Annotated in this window: 14 protein-coding genes; 3 read left to right on the top strand and 11 right to left on the bottom strand. The window is 62.1% G+C overall.

All coding sequences use genetic code 11. The features are described from left to right. Window positions 1–169: 169 nt before the first annotated feature. Window positions 170–3,379, top strand: coding sequence for a DEAD/DEAH box helicase (locus PSN43_RS10685; RefSeq protein WP_272700711.1), 3,210 nt, complete (start codon window positions 170–172; stop codon window positions 3,377–3,379). Window positions 3,380–3,482: 103 nt separating this feature from the next. Then, a complete protein-coding gene (locus PSN43_RS10680; RefSeq protein WP_272700710.1) occupies window positions 3,483–4,367 on the top strand; it encodes a hypothetical protein in 885 nt (294 codons plus the stop codon). A 20-nt stretch (window positions 4,368–4,387) separates the two neighbouring features. Here PSN43_RS10680 and PSN43_RS10675 read toward each other — a convergent pair whose 3' ends face one another. The 11 genes from PSN43_RS10675 to PSN43_RS10625 all read right to left on the bottom strand — a co-directional run bounded on the left by PSN43_RS10675 (window position 4,388) and on the right by PSN43_RS10625 (window position 17,199). After that, window positions 4,388–4,990: a histidine phosphatase family protein gene (locus PSN43_RS10675; protein ID WP_272700709.1), complete on the bottom strand. Its 603-nt coding sequence runs from the start codon at window positions 4,988–4,990 to the stop codon at window positions 4,388–4,390. After that, the gene (locus PSN43_RS10670; protein WP_272700777.1) at window positions 4,987–6,111 is read right to left on the bottom strand and encodes a DVU_1551 family NTP transferase; all 1,125 of its coding nucleotides are present in this window, start codon (window positions 6,109–6,111) and stop codon (window positions 4,987–4,989) included. The genes PSN43_RS10675 and PSN43_RS10670 overlap by 4 nt, the downstream gene beginning before the upstream one ends. Then, window positions 6,111–7,103, bottom strand: coding sequence for an XdhC family protein (locus tag PSN43_RS10665; protein WP_272700708.1), 993 nt, complete (start codon window positions 7,101–7,103; stop codon window positions 6,111–6,113). The genes PSN43_RS10670 and PSN43_RS10665 overlap by 1 nt, the downstream gene beginning before the upstream one ends. Before the next feature lie 3 nt (window positions 7,104–7,106). Beyond that, on the bottom strand, window positions 7,107–8,396 hold the full coding sequence (locus tag PSN43_RS10660) for a DVU_1553 family AMP-dependent CoA ligase (RefSeq protein WP_272700707.1): 1,290 nt from the start codon (window positions 8,394–8,396) through the stop codon (window positions 7,107–7,109). Continuing rightward, window positions 8,389–9,762: a radical SAM (seleno)protein TrsS gene (gene trsS / locus PSN43_RS10655; RefSeq protein ID WP_272700706.1), complete on the bottom strand. Its 1,374-nt coding sequence runs from the start codon at window positions 9,760–9,762 to the stop codon at window positions 8,389–8,391. Before trsS ends, PSN43_RS10660 begins: the two co-directional genes overlap by 8 nt. After that, on the bottom strand, window positions 9,762–10,214 hold the full coding sequence (locus PSN43_RS10650) for a DVU_1555 family C-GCAxxG-C-C protein (protein ID WP_272700705.1): 453 nt from the start codon (window positions 10,212–10,214) through the stop codon (window positions 9,762–9,764). Before PSN43_RS10650 ends, trsS begins: the two co-directional genes overlap by 1 nt. A 2-nt stretch (window positions 10,215–10,216) precedes the next feature. Continuing rightward, window positions 10,217–10,867, bottom strand: a complete 651-nt coding sequence (trsM, locus tag PSN43_RS10645; RefSeq protein ID WP_272700704.1) for a DVU_1556 family methyltransferase — start codon at window positions 10,865–10,867, stop codon at window positions 10,217–10,219. A gap of 2 nt (window positions 10,868–10,869) precedes the next feature. Continuing rightward, on the bottom strand, window positions 10,870–11,085 hold the full coding sequence (locus PSN43_RS10640) for a DVU_1557 family redox protein (protein ID WP_272700703.1): 216 nt from the start codon (window positions 11,083–11,085) through the stop codon (window positions 10,870–10,872). Next, a complete protein-coding gene (locus PSN43_RS10635) occupies window positions 11,082–13,328 on the bottom strand; it encodes a pyridine nucleotide-disulfide oxidoreductase/dicluster-binding protein (RefSeq protein ID WP_272700702.1) in 2,247 nt (748 codons plus the stop codon). The genes PSN43_RS10640 and PSN43_RS10635 overlap by 4 nt, the downstream gene beginning before the upstream one ends. Before the next feature lie 69 nt (window positions 13,329–13,397). Then, window positions 13,398–16,115, bottom strand: coding sequence for a molybdopterin-dependent aldehyde oxidoreductase (locus PSN43_RS10630; protein ID WP_272700701.1), 2,718 nt, complete (start codon window positions 16,113–16,115; stop codon window positions 13,398–13,400). A gap of 67 nt (window positions 16,116–16,182) precedes the next feature. After that, window positions 16,183–17,199 (bottom strand): molybdopterin-binding protein, encoded by a 1,017-nt coding sequence (locus tag PSN43_RS10625; RefSeq protein WP_272700700.1) that lies wholly within the window; start codon window positions 17,197–17,199, stop codon window positions 16,183–16,185. Window positions 17,200–17,719: 520 nt separating this feature from the next. On the opposite strand from PSN43_RS10625, the gene PSN43_RS10620 reads away from it, so the two are divergent. After that, entirely contained in the window at window positions 17,720–18,256 is a 537-nt protein-coding gene (locus PSN43_RS10620) for a helix-turn-helix domain-containing protein (RefSeq protein ID WP_272700699.1), read from the top strand. Window positions 18,257–18,487: the final 231 nt, after the last annotated feature.

The raw sequence follows: 18,487 nt of genomic DNA, 5'->3' as shown, positions 1-18,487 counted from the left end.
CATACAATTATGCGAGCGTGGCTGATGTTTCCAGTATGGACCAACGTGTTCAAAAAGCCAAGAGTCCACATGGACATAGGGGGGAACAAATCCAGCTTGCCCATTAGCAGGGTTATATGTAAGAAGTCCTGTTCAAATTTATTCAGATGATGATTCCACGAGATTTTCGATGAGCAGCGGTGAAGAACAGATAGTCAAATCCATATTGCAGGATTTCATTGGCGACAGCGTACCCGATTATATTTTGGAGAGCGCCCATGGAATCGTGGCCGATAACGGCGTCGCCAAACTGGACCTCAAAAAACGGGAACAGTACTGGGACATTGATGGTCAGGTGCACGGGGACGATTTCCAGAACTATACGTCTGAAATCGGCTTGAACCTCTCCGACAGGACCATCAATTTCTATTGCAATTGTCCCGACTCCTTTTCCGGGGTCTGCCGTCACGTGGCGGCCACGGCGGTCAAATTGCTCAAATCCCTGGACACCGAATCCGGCGGAGAGATGCCCACGCCGCGCACGGACTGGCGACAGACCTTCCGTCCCTTTTTCGCCACCGAGCTCGAACCCGAAGCCGGGCGTCATTACCTTATATACCGCATCTATCCGGAACTCGGCCGCCTCCAGGTTGCCTTCTTCCGCGCCCGCCAGAACAAATCCGGCATCTCCCAGGTGCAAAACGAAGTCACTCTGGCCCAGATCGTAGAGAACTCCGACTGGTGCGACACTTCTCCCGCCCTCCCCGGCGTGGCCGAACAAATCGGCCACTACCTCGACTATTGGGGGCACAAGGTGGAAATTCCGGCGGGTCTGCACTCCTGGTTCTTCAGGGCGATCAAGAACGAGTATTATCTCTATCTGCGCGAAACCGATCAGCCGGTTACCATCGAATCCAAGACCATGCAGCTCAAGCTCTCCCCCACCCTGAGCGAGGACGGCCTGAACTTCGAGATTCTGCTCGCCCGCGAGGACAAGATGCCCTTCCCCATCACCGATGAGGAAGAAATATATTTTTACGGCCGCCTGCCGCTCTGGGTCTACTACAAGAATTCCTTCTATCCGGTGCAGACCGGGCTGGAGCCCAAGCTGGTCCAGGCCATGGTGGAGCAAAAGCCCATCGTGCCCCATGCAGACGTGTCCGAATTCCTCGACCGCGTCTGGACCCAGATTCCCGTCAGCGACCTCTACGGCCAGGAGGACTTCCTCGAACGCGTCGGCCCCATCTTCCAGGACGCCGACTACGATCCCAAGCTTTACCTGGACGAGGAAGGCTCCCTGCTCGTGCTCAAGATTCAGAACATCTACTCCAACGAGCACGGCGAATTCATCATGCCCGGCCCCAACCCGGACCTGCAAACCGGCTCCTACCACGAGGGAGGCAAGTCCTATCTCATCCGCCGTGCCCAGGACGAGGAAGCCCGTCTCTTGAGCGAGTTGCAGGACATGAATTTCCAACCCAGGAACAACCACATCTGGTTCATGGAACAGGAGGAAGCCATTAACTTCCTGCTCGACCACTATCCCCAGCTTGTGGAGGCCTACCGGGTTTACGGCGAACAGAACCTGACCCGCTACAAGGTCCGCACCACGCAACCGCAGGTCGTGGCCGAAGTGGAGAGCGACGAGGAAGACAAGTGGTTCAACCTCGAACTCGCCGTGCAGTACGATGAACAGCGCGTTCCCATCGAGGTTATTTGGGAGGCGTGGACCAAGGGCAAGCGGTACGTCCAGCTCAAGGACGGCTCCTACACCAGCCTGCCCGAGTCTTGGCTGAAGAAACTCGCCCACAAGCTCAAGGCGCTGGGCTATGACCCCGAGAAGGCCCCCAAACAGCAGTTCAACCAGTTCGAGGCCCCGGTGCTCGAAAAGATCCTGGAAGACCTGCCCCAGGCCCAGACCGACGAATTTTTCGTAAAGCTGCGTGAAAAGATCAATAATTTTGAACAAATAAGAATAATCCCGCAGCCCAAGGAATTGCAGGCCACCCTGCGTCCCTATCAGGTCCAGGGTCTCAGCTATCTGAACTTCCTGCGCGAATACGGCTTCGGCGGCATCCTGGCCGATGAAATGGGACTGGGCAAAACCATCCAGACCCTGTCCTACATCCAGTCCCTGGTGGACAACGGCGTGGATGGGCCGAACCTCATCATCGTTCCCACCTCGGTTTTGCCCAACTGGGAGCGCGAAGCGCAAAAGTTCGTGCCCGGCCTGAAACGGCTGACCATTTACGGCGCCAAGCGCGAAGGCCTCTTCCAGCACATCAAGGATTCCAACCTGGTCATCACCACCTACGCCCTGCTTAGGCGGGACCTGGACGAGTTGCTGAAATACGAATACGCCAGCGTCATTCTGGACGAAGCCCAGAACATCAAGAACCCGAACACCATCACCGCCCGTTCCGTGCGTAAGCTCGACGCGGGCCTGCGCGTCTGCCTGTCGGGCACGCCCATCGAAAACAACCTGTTCGAGCTCTGGTCCCTGTTCGAATTTCTCATGCCCGGTTTCCTCGGCTCCCAGCACTCCTTCCAGCGCGGCATCGTCAAGCCCATCAAGGACGGCGACGAGGAAACGCTGGAATACCTGCGCACCAGGGTCAAACCGTTCATCCTCCGCCGCACCAAGGCGGAGGTGGCCAAGGACCTGCCGCCCAAGATCGAGACCACCCACTATTGCGAATTGGTGGAGGAACAGCGCGAGCTCTACAACGCCCTGGCGAAAAAGCTCAAGGATCAGGTGCTCAAGGACGTGGACGAAAAGGGCATGGCCAAGAGCCAGATGTCCATTCTGGACGCCCTGCTCAAGCTCCGCCAGATATGCTGCCACCCGCGCCTGCTCAAGCTCGACATGCCCGGCGTGTCCACCAACCTGCCTTCCGGCAAGTTCGACGCCTTCAAGGACCTGGTGGTGGACATAATCGAAGGCGGCCACAAGGTGCTGGTCTTCTCCCAGTTCGTGCAGATGCTCCATGTCATCCGCAACTGGTTGCAAATCAGGGAAATTCCCTTCGCCTACCTGGACGGCTCCTCCAAGGACCGCTTCGAACAGGTGGACCGCTTCAACGAGGACCCGGACATCCCCATCTTCCTCATTTCGCTGAAGGCGGGCGGCACCGGCCTGAACCTGACCTCCGCGGACTACGTCATCCACTACGACCCGTGGTGGAACCCGGCCGTGGAAAACCAGGCCACGGACCGCACGCACCGTATCGGCCAGAAGCGTCAGGTCTTCGCCTACAAGATGATCTGCCAGAACACCGTGGAAGAGCGCATCCTCAAATTGCAGGAGCAGAAAAAGGACGTTGCGGAAGCCATTATTCCCGGCCAGTCGGCCCTGAAGAGCCTGACCCGCGATGATCTTGAGATGCTTTTTGAAATTTAAGTTAAATAGGAATGCATCCTGTTTACATCGGCTGCCGCTCCTGATAATTCAGCACCCGCGTCCCTGACGGCGCACGACTGACGGGTTCATCCGCGGAGGCGACATGCAGCATCCCATGCACAAGATATACGACTTGGCGACCTTCGCCTTCGATCCCCTGCACCATTACTGGGAGAAGGACTCCACCCAGAGGGCCGTAGCCGGATTTCTGGTGGTGGTCTTCATTCTCGCCCTGGGCGTCATAGAGATGAAGCGGCAGGGATGGATTCCCGGTCATTTCGGGGAGATCATTCCCACCAGCCACTACATGGCCATCAACCTGGCCTTCACCCTGGTCCTGATCCTGGAAGTCGTCAGCCTCATATTCACCCTGCCCTGCTCCATTTCCAAGGCCGTGGGCAAACAATTCGAAATCCTCGCGCTGATCCTGATGCGGAGCGCCTTCAAGGCGCTGGCAGACTTCCCGGAACCCATCACGGTCACCGGGCATGAACAGGAACTTTGGATCATCATCTCGGACGGCGGCGGAGCCGTGGTCATCTTCTGCCTGCTCGGAGTTTACTCGCTCCTGCGCGGCAACCTGGACGAAACCCTCAAGAAAGGGGAACCGCTGTTCAAATTCGTGGCCGCCAAGAAACTGGTGGCCCTGGTCATGCTGGGTATTTTCGTGGGTATGGGCATCCAGAACGGCCTGCGCGTGCTGAATGGCGAGCATCCCTTCCACTTCTTCAAGAATTTCTACACGGTGCTGATCTTCAGCGACATCATGCTGGTGCTCATCGCCCAACGTTTTCTGCCCGAATTCCGCGCTATCTTCCGCAACTCCGGTTTCGCGCTGGCCACCCTGCTGATCCGGCTCGCGCTGACCGCGCCCCCCTTCTACAACGTGGCCATAGGCATCGGCTCGGCGGTCTTCGCCTGCCTGTTGACCCTGGTCTATAATATCTTCTATTCCAGCACGTCGAAATTCGTCCAGAAACGGACATAGGCCACGGCCCGAAAGGCCGCTCAAAAAAAAGCACGTATAGCCCCGGCTTCCAGATCGGCCGCCGCAAGGCCAAAACCGTTTCCTTCCCGGCGCAGCACCGTGCACCGGGCGTGTCCAGGTTTGAACCGGAACAGGTCGTCCAAAGGATGATCCGTCACGCGGCAAAGCACAGTCCGGATCACGCCCGCGTGAGTCGCCACCAGCACGGGATGCTTCCCGTCGGCCAATCCCTCCAAGACGTTCATGGCCCGACGGGCCACGTCTTCGAAGCTCTCCCCGCCGGGCGCGCGAAAACTGCCGAATCGGCTACCCCGCACCGCGTATTCCTCCGGAAAACGTCTCCGGATATCATCGAAGGCCAAACCGTCCCACGCGCCCATGTCGATCTCGTCCATCTCGGGCAATATCTCCACGGGCAGCCCGAGCCTCTCCGCCAGCGGCCCGAGGGTGTCCCGCGCCCGAACAGCGGGGCTGGAATACAGCCGCGCGAACGGAACCGCGCCCAGCTCCTCGGCCAGCGCACGCGCCTGCGCCTCGCCTTCAGCGGAAAGTCGCAGAGGTGTCCTGCCGACACATACCCCATCGCCGCCCGCCGTTCGGCCGTGACGCAGGAGCACGATCACGACAGGGCCTCCAGGGCTATGCGCTCAGAGGAGTCATTCAACTCCCTGTCGAGACGGGCCATGACCGCCCGGGCGCGTTCAAGACGCCCCAATATGGCCTCTTCCGCGCCCGCTTCGTGACGGTACATTTCCACCTTCTCCAGGTACCGCTGATCTAGAGGGACCGGTCCGTGACACCGGACCAGCTTGTCGGCCAGGAAAACGACTTCCTTCTCGCTAACAGGCGCGTCCCAGGCGAGGGTCAGGTCGAAATGAGCGGCCACGATCTCGGCGGCGTCCGGAAACCCATGGGCGCGCAGCAATTCCGCGCCGGCGGCCTCATGCCGCTTGGTCCCCTTGCCGATATCATGAGTCAGAGCCGCTCCCAGGACAAGGCCCGGATCTAGCCGGGGAGTCCCCTGCCGATCGTTCAGCCGACAGCACAGAGCCACGGCCACCTTGGACACGGCCCGGCAGTGCCCGGCGATATGATCGGAGACCCCATGGAGCCGAAACAACTCGCGGCATTCGTCCTCAAGGGGATATCCGATTCCCGCCACGCCCAAGGCCAACGCGTAATCCTCGGGACGGTCCAGATCATGAACCACGCCGAAATCCGGCACATCAACATGACGGGCGTCCGCTTCGACGCCGTCGAGAACCGCCCGGAGTCCGCCGGAACCGTCATGAGCCAGAATGGCCGGAATGATATCAGCGGAAATGAGAGGAGGATGCCCCCGCTCCCCGGCAAACCGGGGATACAACACCGACGGCCGCAACCGCTCGAAGTCGTCGATGAGCCGTTTCACGGTCTCGGGCCTGACCAGGGGGATATCCGCCGGGAGCATGAAAAAGGCGCTCACGTCAGTTCCCAGAGCACGCACGCCGGTCAGAACAGAGGAATACATGCCCCGTTCATAAGACGGATTGAAAACCGCCTCGGCCCCGGCTTCCGCGGCGCAGGCCGCCACCTCGTCGGCCCGCTTGCCCGTGACCGTCACGATTCGTTCCACGCCACATTTCCTGAAAAGCGTCACGCAGCGCGAAAGAACGGTCCCGTTGGCAAGGGGAAGGAGCGGCTTGAAACGGCCCATGCGAGAGGACAGCCCCGCAGCGGGAATGATTGCAGCGAGACCGCCCATCATGCCTTTCCCGCCCGGACCTTGATGAGCTCGCCCACGATGCTGACCGCGATTTCCTCCGGCGTCTGCCCGCCGATGGGAAGCCCGATGGGACTGTGGCAACGATCGATATCCGCCTGGTCGAAACCGTCCGACAACAGGGACGCGTAAATCTTGTTACGCTTGGTGGAGCTGCCGATCATCCCCACATAGCGAGCCTGGGTCCGCAGGGCCTCGGCCAGGACATTGCGGTCATGCAGGTGTCCCCGGGTGACTATGACCACGAACGCCTCGGGGTCTTCCCTGAACACGTCGCAACATCCGGCAAAGGACCGCAATACAACCACCTCGTCGGCCTCGGGGAATCGTTCCCGGTTGGCGAAATCCTCACGATCGTCCAGCACAACGGTGCGAAAGCCCACCATGGCCGCCACGCGTGCGGTGAATCGGGAAACATGCCCCGCCCCGAAGATATAGAGCGGCGCGGGCGGAATGAACGGCTCGGCCAGGACCATGGGATCGCCGTCCCGGTTGAAGACAGGCGTCTCGCCTTCCGGCCTGCCGGAAACGATGTCATGCCCGATGACGAGCGGTGTTTCGCCGCCCTGGAAACGGGTCTCGAGCGTCGCGGCATCGCCCTTGCGCAACATATCGTCCAACTCGGCATACACGCGGGCGCACTCCCCGCCAGGCGACGCCATTTCGAGAAACATTGACAGACCGCCGCCGCAGATCATATCCGAGTCGGCGGCCAGCTCCTGGGTCATGTCCACGAACATCAGCCGCGCCCGGCCGTCTAAAACCCTTCCGGCCAGCATCTCCCTGGCCGACCGGCAAGCGCGGGCCTCGGCCAGGCCGCCGCCCACGGTGCCTATGATGGACCCGTCACGGCGCACGGCCATCTTCGCTCCGGAAGACCTCGGCGTGGACCCGGAACTCTCGACCACCGTGGCCAGGACAAAGGGCTCTCCGGCCCGCGCCAATCCGGCCACTTCTCGCACAAACGCTTTCATTGCTCAGCTCCCTATCGCTATGCGCCGCTTGTCTAGCCCTGGAACGGCGGGCGCGACGCCATTTTTGTTTTCAATATCCACCCGAAGCGTCCCGGCCGCAAGTCCATTGGCCACGGCAGGCAGGGTTCCGAGCGCCTGCGATACGGCCTCGCAGGAGGCGTTGCCGCACACCACGAGCCGCAAGGTGCCGCCATCCAACCAGGCCGCAAAATCCGCCACGCCCGGTGTGCCGTACACAACCTCATTCAGTTCCCAAAGGGACAAAATACCGGACGCGGACACCACGCCCCCGCGCCTGCGCCGGACCAGAGGGTCCAATCTGCGCAGCGGACTGCCGCAGCCGCAGTCTCCGGGCAGAATGCGCCCCACGTCGCCGGTGCGGTAACGAATGAGCGGCATCCCCATTTTCAGAGGCGTGGTCACGACCATATCGCCGAATTCGCCGTCCGGAAGCAGCCGCCCCGTATACGGGTCCACAATCTCGAGGAAGACGTCGGTTTCGCGCAGATGCATTCCCGAGCCGGGCGAGCACTCCACGGCGCCCCCCAGACCGGTCTCGATCATGCCCCAATGGCGAAAGACTCCGCAACCCAACCGCTCGGCCACGTTCAAGCAAACCGCCTCGGGAATCACATCCCAACAGAGCAGTGCGGACCGGATCACCCCGCGCGGAAGACCGCGCGCCGTCCAGGCGTGGGCGAACAGGTTCACATGGGCCGGAGATCCGACAATACAAGAGGCCTTCTCGGCAAGGCACTGGCTCACGGCCGCATCAGCGTCCGTCATTTCGCCATGGGATACGGCCCGCGAACCGTGGCGGGACAACGCCTCGTCGAGCAACCGCCCGACTCCGCCGGGCCGCGCGCCGGGCAAAAGGATAAGCGCGGCTTCTCCAGGCCCGACCATGTTGGACATGCCCCAACCGAAGAAATCCGTGGTGGCCTCAAGATCGTCGGCGGTATGAAAAATCCGCTTGGGCTCCCCCGTCGTGCCGGAACTGGACAGAGTGACGACCCTCTCTATGTCGTCGCGGGATACGCTCAACAACGCATCGGGATCGGAACGCAACTCCTTCGGGCCTATCTCGGGCAGCCGGGAAAAAGCTTCAAGGGAATCCAGGTCCGCGCCGCGAATTCCGTTCAGATGACGGGCGTAAAACGGACTGCCGATTTTGGCGTGATCCACCAAATCCCGAAGCCGCCGCAACTGCCAATCGCGCAACTCGCGTACCGACGGAATCGTGTCCCGCCCCATGCGGCCAGCCAGCCAGCGATCAAGATTGGCGCTATCCATGGCACTTCCCCCTGTAAAGCGTCTCGCCGTCCATGGACGTCAGATTGTAGGCGCAGAACGGGATAAGCCGCCCATCCGGCGACACTTCGTGAATACAGCATCCCTTGAGCCGTTCGAGGTCCAAGGTCCAACAGTCCTGGAAAGCCATGGCCGACACGGCCAGCGTATGGGTGGCCGCCCGCCGTATAAAGGCGTCCAGGGCGTCCGCAGGCTCGCCGTCCCCGGACGTTGTCCCGGCCTGCGCCCCGTCGAAAGCCATGGGGAGCCGCTTGTCCGGCGCGGCCCACTGCCGCTTGACGAACGCCTTGGCCGCATCCGCCCCTTCGGAAGCCGGACGCGGGGTGCAGCCGCACGACCCGCCCGAAGAAAGGCGAGTCAGGCCGCCCTCCTCAGTGACCACATAGTTGGCGTGGAAGGAACAGAAGGCATGTTCGCAACCGGGCGGGCTGAAGTCAGCCGCCTTGAGCATCCCGCCGGTCTGTATTTCGAGGCCGCGCATGATCTCCGGCAGTGTGATGCGCTCCGCATCGTCCGGCCGCTTGGGGTAGCGGCCGAAATAGCTGACCGGCTGGAAATGCACCCCGCGCACGGCCGGGGAACGCTCCACGGCCAGACGCAAAATGTCGCCCAAGTCGTCATCGTTGACTCCCGGCACCAACGTGGGCACCAGGATAACGCCCACCCCCGCAGCGGCCAGCGCGTCCAGGGCCTTGAGCTTGGTGTTGAACAAGGAGCGGCCCCGCAGGGTCTCGTAAATGTCATCCCGCGTGCCGTCGAATTGCAGAAAAACCGAATCCAGCCCGGCCTCGGCGAGGCGGTCGGCAAAGCCCGGTTCGTGCGCGAGCCTGAGACCGTTGGTATTCAGTTGGATGAACGGAAACCCCTTCTCCTTGCCCAACCGGATAATGTCGGTCAAGTCCTCGCGCACAGTCGGCTCGCCGCCGGAAAGCTGGATATTGCAATGCCCCGAGGCCAACTCGACCCGATCAAACAGGCGGCCAAGCTCGGCCAGGGACGGATCGGACGGGGCCTGCCTGCCGGATGAAGCGAAACAGACCGGGCAGCCCAGATCGCACCGCCAGGTGACTTCCAAAAGCGCGGTGCAGGTATGCTGACGATGAGCGTCACACAGCCCGCAGTCCAACGGACAGCCTCGCTCCACGGAGGTAAAGGGCGTCCGGGGGCTCGACGGGACCTTGGGCCGCGCCCACCCGGAAAAGGAAGGCTCGCCGCGCCAGACCACCACGCGGAACTCCCCGTGTTCGGGGCAGGACTTGACCAGGAACGTCTCGTCGCCGACGGTCTCATGCACGGCCGGGATGGGCCGCAGGCAAACCGGGCAAACGCTTCTCGGGCTTCGGCTCACTACAGCTCGCGCCCCTCGGCCGGGTCCAGCCCGTTCTCGACAAGAATCTCGCGCACTTTTGCGTTGGCCTCGGCCACCAAACCGCCGCAGCGAGTCGGATGAGGGCTGCCGCAGCCGCCCTCAAGAATCGCCCCGCAGGTGATTCCGCCGTATTCGCGCGTCCGCTCGATAAACCAGTCGCGCAGGGTTTCAAGCATCACCGGCAGCACGTCGACCGGCTCTTCCATGTCCGTCCCCTTGCCCGCATACAGGCCGAGCGCGAGAACCGCGCCGGTGAGCACGCCGCATGGCCCGGAGCAGTCCCCCAACCCGTTGCACAGCCCGCCTGCGGCCCGAACCAGGTCCGGGTCCTCTCGGTCCATCTCGTCCAAAGCCATGACGACCAGCATCTGGCTGCAACAATACCCCTTTCCCGCCAATTCCATGACCCGGAGTCCTGCGTCGTCAAGCATCGTTACACTCCTTGTTTTTTCGCGATCATAAGATAATAGCCCAAGTCCCGTCCGCAGCCGCAGGAGCCGCCTCCGTCAATCCAGGCAAGACGGGCGGCCAGGTCCCGCAGCCGGTCGGAGTGGTCCTCAAGCAACTCCACGGCGAAACCGCGGGCGCGAACAAGCCGGACGGTTTCCGCCAAAGGCTCGGCACGGTCCGCGCAGGACGCCCCGCCTTCCGATGCGGGACGGGACGAGCAGAGGTCGGACAGAACCAGGAACCCGCCAGGCTTGAGAACCCTGTGGAACTCAGCCAGACCGGCAGGCCTGTCGTCAAACAGGGAAAAGACGCACTCGCAGAACAGGGCGTCGAACCGCTCCCGCGCAAAGGGCAGCCGGTCGCCACTCGCCCGGACAAGCCCCGGCACGGCGCGGGCCTGGCCCAGTTGGGCCGACGACGGCTCCACGCCCCACGCCTTGACGCCGTATCGCGAACGCAGCCGGGACACGGTGGCCCCGAGCCCCGCCCCGACGTCCAGAACCCGCCATCCCGGGACCGCGCCGATGCGTTCCACAGCCCGATCGGTCAGTTCAAAGCCGCCGGGCCGAAGGGTCTCACCGGCCACGGCGCGCAATTCCTCGCGTTCCCAAAGCGGGCGCGGCGCAAGGGACACGGCTACTTATCCTCCAGCAATTGCTCCACCTGATGCATCTTCCCCAGCGCCAGCGCCTCCGGTATGAGCACATAGCCGCACTCGGGACATACGGGCAACTCCACGTTGAACAAGGAGTTAAGGTACGTCAGCTCAACCGGCTTCATGACCATTTCCCTGTCGCAATGGCCGCATTTCCAGCCGTCGGCCCCGGCTCCAGGCACCTTTATCACGCTCATGGCTGCGCTCCCTCGATATGCATTCGGTGACACCAGGCGTTGTGCACCAGATACCCGTCGCCATCGGATTCGTATTCAACCCAATACGTCACCACGGCCGGTCGGAACGAGGCCAGGAAGCGGCCGGTCCCGCCGTGAACCAGATGTTTGCCGGACCGCTCCGCCTGAAGCAGGACCTTCTGCACGTCGCTTTTCAGGATGCGCCTCGACTCCATGGCCGCAGCGCCCTCTTCGGTGCACGACACGCGGACCTTTTCGAAATCCTCGGCCGTAACGCCGTCCGCTTCGCTCCACAGCTCCCGAAGCAGCTTCTCGCGCAGGCGGACACGGTTTTCACGCCGCTCGGAATGCCCCAGCGTGGGCCGCGCACAAGGCTCCGCACCGCCGGGATACAGCAGGTCGTAAAGATGCATGGCCCGCTTGCCTGTCCGGGCGATCATTTCGCGGCACATGGCGCAATAGGTGACGTAATCCTCGTTCACGGCATCGGCACGCGCTTTCGCCGCGGTCGCGCCAAGGGCGGGGTCCACCGCGTTGAGCAAACCGCCGTAGCCGCAGCACTGGGTCAATTCGCCCGTGTAATACGGCTCGACCACGGAGACCCCCAGGGAGTCCAGCAGGCCGCGCACGTCACTGCGCATCGCCCCGTCCTCTCGGGCCGCGCACGGATCGTTCACGGCCAGGGTTCCTCCATCCCGACGGGCGTTCTCCGGCAGGCCGAGAGCGCTCAGAACGGACCAATGGGAAACGATCTCCGCCTCGGGCATGGCCTCGCGCAGCGTTTTGATACAGGAGGGACAGGCCGCAATGATGCGTGGGAAACCGAGCCCCTCCCAAGCCGCCTTGAGCTCGGCAAGAGATTCCCCGAACAGGGATTCGCGGCCCGACCAGCGGGCGGGAGCTCCGCAACAGCGAAGAATGAGCCCCACCCTTCCCAGCCGGTTGCGGAGATCGGCATAAGCCCGCTCCGCCCCGCCGGGATCGGTGGCGGTCAACTGACAGCCGGGGAAAAAGACATATTCGCTCGAATCCGCGCCCGGTGCATGTCGGGCCAGGGCGCATTTGCCGCCGTCGGCGAAGGCCATGTCGCGCAGGGCAAACTCATGGGCCGAAGGAGGCATGGTGCCCTTGCCGATCATGTTGCGCCGCGCCTCCAGGCAAACCTCGCCCATGGCGAAATCCTCGGGACAGACCGTTTCGCACAGCCCGCAGAGCATACAGGAGTTTATCATCCTGTTGGCCTGGCGCGTTCCCCGGACAATGGCCTCGTTGTTGTAGACCTGTCTGACGTAGACCTTGGGGTACTGCTTGTAATGCTTCAGATAGACGCACCCCTTGACGCATTCCATGCATTCGCACTTCAGGCAGCGGGCCGCCTCCTCCACGGCGCGGGACTCGTCATACCCGCCGCCGACGGGCACAGGGGCCACGGCATCCACCCCGGTCAGGTTGGTATACAGACGCGTATCGTAAGGCCCTTCCAGCTCGCGGCTCTTGACCATGGACACGCCCTGGCAGAAACGCATGATGGAATTGGCGGCGCGGCGTCCGGCCGCAGCCTGGAAGACAGGCGATTTTTCCCCGGAACGGCTGGCGAAAAGCCCCAGCCGATTGGTGCCGAGGGTCACTTCGTCCGGCTCGCCGAAATTGAGGACCGAAGCGGCCACGGCATCGCTGTCCACGAAAACCGCATCCATCTCTTCCAATTGGGCCTCCACCAATTCGGGCGAGGACTCGACGCCCCGCTCCAAAGTGACGCCCATGCGGTCCATGGCTTCAAGCTCCCCTTCGAGCGCGCCTTCCGGCAACGCCGCGCCGACATCCGGCGCAACGCAATACACGGTCACGGCGAATCCCTTGCGGGCGATCTCCCAGGCCGCGCACAACCCGGTCATGCCGCCGCCGATAACGGCCACGGACTTGCCGTTGCGAGGTAGGGGCCTGGGCGGCTTGGACGGTTTGGCCGAGGTCGCCAGAAACCGTTCCAGTGATTCCATCTCAATGGCCCCGCCTACGTCCTTGCGCAGGCAGGCCGTCTTGCACGGCCCGTCGCAAATTCGGGCCAGAACCCCCGGCAGCGGCATGGTTTTGGCCAGTACGGCCCACGCCTTGTCAATGCGGCGCGCGGCCAGCAAAGAGCAGCATTCCCGGGCGTCAACATGCAGGGGACAGGCCGCCGCGCACTGCGGAGACTCCTCCTGGATGCACCGATGTTCCCATTGTCTCAGTTCCGCTTGTTCCATAGGTCACCACTTACGGAAAAAGGCGGCCCATGCCAAGGCACGGACCGCCGTTATTACGGTTTGGTGCCGTTAGCCCTTGAGGGCGGCAAGCACTTTCTCAGGGTAGGCCGGCAGTTCGCGAATGCGCGCGCCGCAAGCGTTGTAGATGGCGTTGATGATCGCCGCGTGCGGAGCGGTCAATGGCATCTCGCCGACGCCGGAAGCGCCGAAGGGACCGTCGGGACGCGGGGTCTCAACGTAGATGATCTCCATGTTGTCCGGGATATCCTTGATGTACGGGATACCGGCGCCCGCCATGTTGGCGTGCTTCTTGATATCCTCGTAATCCTCGGACAGCGCGAGGCCGATGCCCTGGGCGACGCCGCCGTGAATCTGGCCGTCCACCAGGAGGTAGTTGTTGACCACGCCGATATCGGCCACGGTGACCATCTTCTCGACGGTGGTCTTGCCGGTGGCGACGTCCACGGAAACCAGGGACAGGAACACGCCGTACATGTAGCAGCAGAACGGATTGCCCTGGCCGTTCGCATCGCAATCACTGGCCGGAGCGGACCACTTGCCGTGGTAGCGCAGCTCCAGCCCGTCGGCAGTCATGTCCTCATAGGTGCGGAAGGAACCGTCGGGCTTCCTCATGGCTGCGACGAGCTGTTCGCAGGCGTTCTTGATGGCCTGGCCTACGACGACCTGAGAACGGCTGCCGCCCGCAGGACCCGCCGCCGGCGCCAGGCTGGTGTCAGCCATGACCAGGTGGATCTGTTCCGGGGACAGGTTCAGGGGACGAAGGGCCTCGTGAGCGGTGCCCAGGGTGCCCATGTCCGCGCCCTGGCCGTGGTCGCCCCAAGCGCTGAAGACGGTGACGGTGTTGTCCTCGTTCAGGGCGATGTCCACCTCGGCGGTGTCCGGGCCGTCCAGGCCGGAGCCGTACACGCCGACGGAGACGCCCACACCGAGCTTTTTGGCGTCGGTGGAGTTCTCGGCCGCGAACTTCTTCGCCTCTTCATACTTGGGACGGATTTTGTCGAGCATCTCAGGCAGAGAGTAAACCTCGGGGTCCTGGCCGGTAGGCGTGGTGGAACCCTTGCGGTAGACGTTCTTGTAACGCAGCTCCAACGGGTCCATGCCCAGCTTCTCGGCCAGTTCGTCCATGCACACCTCGGAGGGGAACTCCGACTCGGGAGCGCCGTAGCCGCGGAAGGCCGCGCCCCAGCAGTGGTTGGTGCACACGGTGCGGCCCTCGCCTCGGATGGCCGGGATGTCGTAGCCCGCGCCGATGTACTGCGCGCCGCGCAGGGTCAGCAGGTCGCCAAACTCGGAGTACGGGCCGTGATCCACGGTCCAATCGGTCTCCATGCCGAGCAGCTTGCCGTCCTTGGAGGCGGCCAGGCGCACGGTGGTGAACTGCGGAGAGCGCTTGCCGGTGTACTGCTGCTGCTGTTTCCAGGTGTAGTTCAGGAACACGGGACGTCCGGTCGCCAAAGCAGCCGCGCCGACCAGCGCTTCCATAGTCGGGGAGAACTTGTAGCCGAAGGTGCCTCCGGTGGGGTTCTGGACCAGGACCATGTTCTCGGGCTCCACGCCCAGACCGGGGGCGATCATCAGCAGATGCAGATGGATGCCGATGGACTTGGAGTGGATCACCAGCTTGCCCTCTTCGCCGATGTAGGCGAACCCTACGTCCGGCTCGATGGGCATATGCGGCTGGCGCTGGGTGTAGTAATCACCCTCCACGACCACGTCCGCGTTCTCGAAGATGGGTTTGGTGTCCGGGCCCTTCGCCTCTTTCTGCACGTAGTAGACGTTGGGGGTGCCGGGATGGATTTCGATGGCGTCCTCGGCCATGGCCGCAGGAGCGCTCATGTACTCGGGCAGTTGCTCGAGCTCCACCTTGACCTTGGCCGCGCCTTCCTTGGCCGCCTGCGGAGAATCGGCGCAGACGATGGCTATGGCGTCACCGAACTGGAAGATCTTTTCGTCGCACAGGATGGGACGATCCCAGCCGTCGCCGAGGTTGGTCGGGAAGGTAATCAGGCCGGTGATGCGGTTCTTGCCCTTGACGTCCTTGTGGGTCACGACCTTGAAGACGCCGGGAACGGTCTCGGCCTCGGTCACGTCGATGGACAGGATGTTGGCGTGGGACACCTCCGCCTGAACCAGTTCGCAGTAAAGGCTTCCGGGGGGCAGACGCAGGCCCATGTCCGCGCCGAAGTCCCAGGTGCCGGTGACTTTGGCCACGGCGGACGGACGCGGGTACTTGGTGCCCCAGATGCGGCCGTCTTCGGGAATCTTGAAGGTCAGGTCGTCCATGGTCTTGTCGCCGCGCATAACTTCCGCGGCTGCCATGACGGCGTCGACCAAAGGTTTGTAGCCGGTGCAGCGGCAGACGTTCTTATGCTTCTGGAACCAATCGCGGACTTCGTCGCGGGTCGGGCTCGGGTTCTCGGTCAGCAACGCGTAGGTCGACACCAGGAAACCGGGGGAACAGAAGCCGCACTGGGCGCCGCCAAAGGCGATCCAGGCCATCTGGATGGGATGGAGGTTGTCGGGCGTGCCGAGACCTTCCAGGGTCATAATTTTGGTTTCGTTTTTGACCCGCTTCATCTTGACGGTGCAAGACCGAACCAGCTTGTCATCCCGCAGGATGGTGCAGCTGCCGCACTGACCCGAGCCGCAGCCGATCTTGACGCTGGTCAGTCCCAGGTTCTGGCGCAATACATTGGCCAGGGACTCTTCAGGCTCGCACACGACGATCCTGGGGACTCCGTTTACTTGGAGCGTCCGTTTAATCATGGCAGTTTTCCTCCTAATTTGTTCTCACTGTCTCGCAGATACGTTGGGTCCCCGGGGGAACCGTGAACTATTTGCCAAAGGGGCAGATGGGATAACGACACACCTCGCAGGTAGCGCAAAAGCCGCCATGCCCCAGGGACACGATGTCCTCGCGGGCAATCTTCTCCCCGGCCAGAATGCGCGGCACGATAAGGTCGAAAACCGAAGCCCGGTAGTACATGACGCAGCCCGGCAGCCCGAGGATGGGCACGCCGTTCAGCTCCGCGACCATGAACATGACGCCGGGAAACGTCGGGGAACCATAGGTAATCACCTCGGCCCCGGTGGAGCGGATGGCCGTGGGCGTCTGGTCGTCCGGGTCCACGGACATCCCCCCCGTGACCACGACCATCTCCGCACCCCCGGCAATGAAGGACAGGATGGCGTCACGGGTCATGGCAGGGTCGTCCGAGGTCAGCGTCTGCCCCATGACCTCGGAACCAAGCCGGGAAAACTTCTTGCGGATGACCGGCCCGAACTTGTCCTGAATACGGCCGTGGTAGACTTCGCTGCCGGTTGTCACCAGCCCGACGTTGAACCGCCGGAACGGACGGATGCCGACCACGTAGTCGTACTCGGCGCAGATGGCCTCCACCTGTCGTATCTTTTCTTCCTTGATGACCAGCGGGACCACACGGGTTCCGGCAACGGGCCGGGTCTCAGTAACCTGCTGGCCGGTGTGCAAAGTGGCCAGCACCACTTCTTCGATGGAATTGATGCGGTTCAGGGCTTCAACATTGACGTCGAGCAGACCGGGCTCCGCGATGAAGTTGATGCGCCCTTCGGAAACGTCTGACAGCGCGACGTGCGGACCGACGGCGGCCGCGGCGATGCGGCGGGCGGCCTCGTCCTCGTGAATACAGTCCTTCTCCATGTCCAGCACGTAAATGTGCTCCTTGCCGATTTGCAGAAGGGTCTGAATATCCTCCTCAGCGATGATGTGTCCCTTGCGGAACACCGGCCCCTTGCATTCGCCGGGGACTATCTTGGTCATGTCGTGACACAGCACCATGCCCACGGCTTCCTGAACTGGAACGGTCTTCATTGTCTCTGCACTCCAACTCCGAACAGGGCGACCATGTTCCCCCGGACGGGAAACGCCGCCATTCGGACACGTATTATCACACTTATATGCCTAATTAGACATAACACAAGGATATAGCCATCCCTGGGCACCCTTTTGCACCCGGAATCCGGCTGTCGAACAATTATGCCGGGTTGAACTCAATATATTCCCATGAGAATTTTAGGTCAACCGCTCTTTGAAATTTAAACTATATTTTTCATTGTGTTATATGTCCATTTTTCGAACACCGACCGAACGAATCCCGACCTTATACCGGGGTAAAAACGGGATAAAAAACAATTTTGCTCCAGCTAAAACCACCATGGAAATGCGAATTCGGGAATGGGGAACCCGTACGCAGCCCGCCAAGGGGCCTCAACCACTCCGGATGGCCCAGGATTCCCTTGCCTGCGTCATATCCGCCTGCTACGAGGGGGTTTGTGCGTTATAACGTCCACTCCAACCGCCAACTGCGCAGGGCAACGCGCAAGGAGCCCAAGTGCCACCGACCGACATCCGATCCGCCATTGCCGGTATAATAAAAAAATGTCGAAATGACAAAGAGATAAGCCTCGATAAGGCCGCCCTGCTCACAGGCGTTTCCAAAGCCATGCTCGGCCAGATCGAGCGACTGGAATCCGCCCCGACCATCACTACCTTATTAAAGATCGCCGCAGGGCTGAACATTTCCTTGGCCTCGTTTTTCTCCAGCAAGACGGGCTCGGATTTTCGTCAGGTGGGCATCCCCTGCGATCCGGACATGCTCGTCCGGGAACTCTTTCCCTATGACCCGGCCACGCGCATGGAGCTGTTCGAAGTCACCCTTCGCAACGGGCACCGCCTGGTTTCCGCCGCCCACCGATTCGGCGTGGTGGAGCATGTTGTGGTCCTCCGCGGCGTGGTCGATCTGATCCACGAAGGTCGGCTCCACAGGCTGGAGCCGGGGGACGTCCACAAATTTCACGCCGATGTGGCCCATCAGTACAAGGCTGTAACGGACAGCGCGGTATTCCATAATACCATCTGCTACACCTAGCGCGGGACTTCCATAGGCGGGCTCTCCGTCCGAATGAATGATTTCCGCTCGCCCCGTGGATATACGCCGTGAAGCCACGACCACACCCGACCTCTCCCCCTGGACAGGAAGACTGGGAAGCAGAGCCTGACACCAGCCAACGATGTGGGCCGGACAGAGATGAAGGCGAAATCAAAAGGGCGCAAAAAAAGACCGGCCCATTGCGGACCGGCCTTTTCAAAACACATTTGC

This window comes from Desulfovibrio sp. Fe33 (assembly GCF_028532725.1).
GTDB lineage: Bacteria > Desulfobacterota > Desulfovibrionia > Desulfovibrionales > Desulfovibrionaceae > Pseudodesulfovibrio.
The sequence above is the reverse complement of the archived record's forward strand: the minus strand, read 5'-3'. Positions and strand labels throughout refer to the sequence as shown.

Bases quoted from the DNA above. Each gene is read 5' to 3' on its own strand.
- PSN43_RS10685 (WP_272700711.1), top strand. From the start codon at position 170: ATGAGCAGCGGTGAAGAACAGATAGTCAAATCCATATTGCAGGATTTC.
- PSN43_RS10680 (WP_272700710.1), top strand. From the start codon at position 3,483: ATGCAGCATCCCATGCACAAGATATACGACTTGGCGACCTTCGCCTTC.
- PSN43_RS10670 (WP_272700777.1), bottom strand. From the start codon at position 6,111: ATGGGCGGTCTCGCTGCAATCATTCCCGCTGCGGGGCTGTCCTCTCGC.
- PSN43_RS10665 (WP_272700708.1), bottom strand. From the start codon at position 7,103: ATGAAAGCGTTTGTGCGAGAAGTGGCCGGATTGGCGCGGGCCGGAGAG.
- PSN43_RS10660 (WP_272700707.1), bottom strand. From the start codon at position 8,396: ATGGATAGCGCCAATCTTGATCGCTGGCTGGCTGGCCGCATGGGGCGG.
- PSN43_RS10650 (WP_272700705.1), bottom strand. From the start codon at position 10,214: ATGCTTGACGACGCAGGACTCCGGGTCATGGAATTGGCGGGAAAGGGG.
- PSN43_RS10640 (WP_272700703.1), bottom strand. From the start codon at position 11,085: ATGAGCGTGATAAAGGTGCCTGGAGCCGGGGCCGACGGCTGGAAATGC.
- PSN43_RS10635 (WP_272700702.1), bottom strand. From the start codon at position 13,328: ATGGAACAAGCGGAACTGAGACAATGGGAACATCGGTGCATCCAGGAG.
- PSN43_RS10630 (WP_272700701.1), bottom strand. From the start codon at position 16,115: ATGATTAAACGGACGCTCCAAGTAAACGGAGTCCCCAGGATCGTCGTG.
- PSN43_RS10625 (WP_272700700.1), bottom strand. From the start codon at position 17,199: ATGAAGACCGTTCCAGTTCAGGAAGCCGTGGGCATGGTGCTGTGTCAC.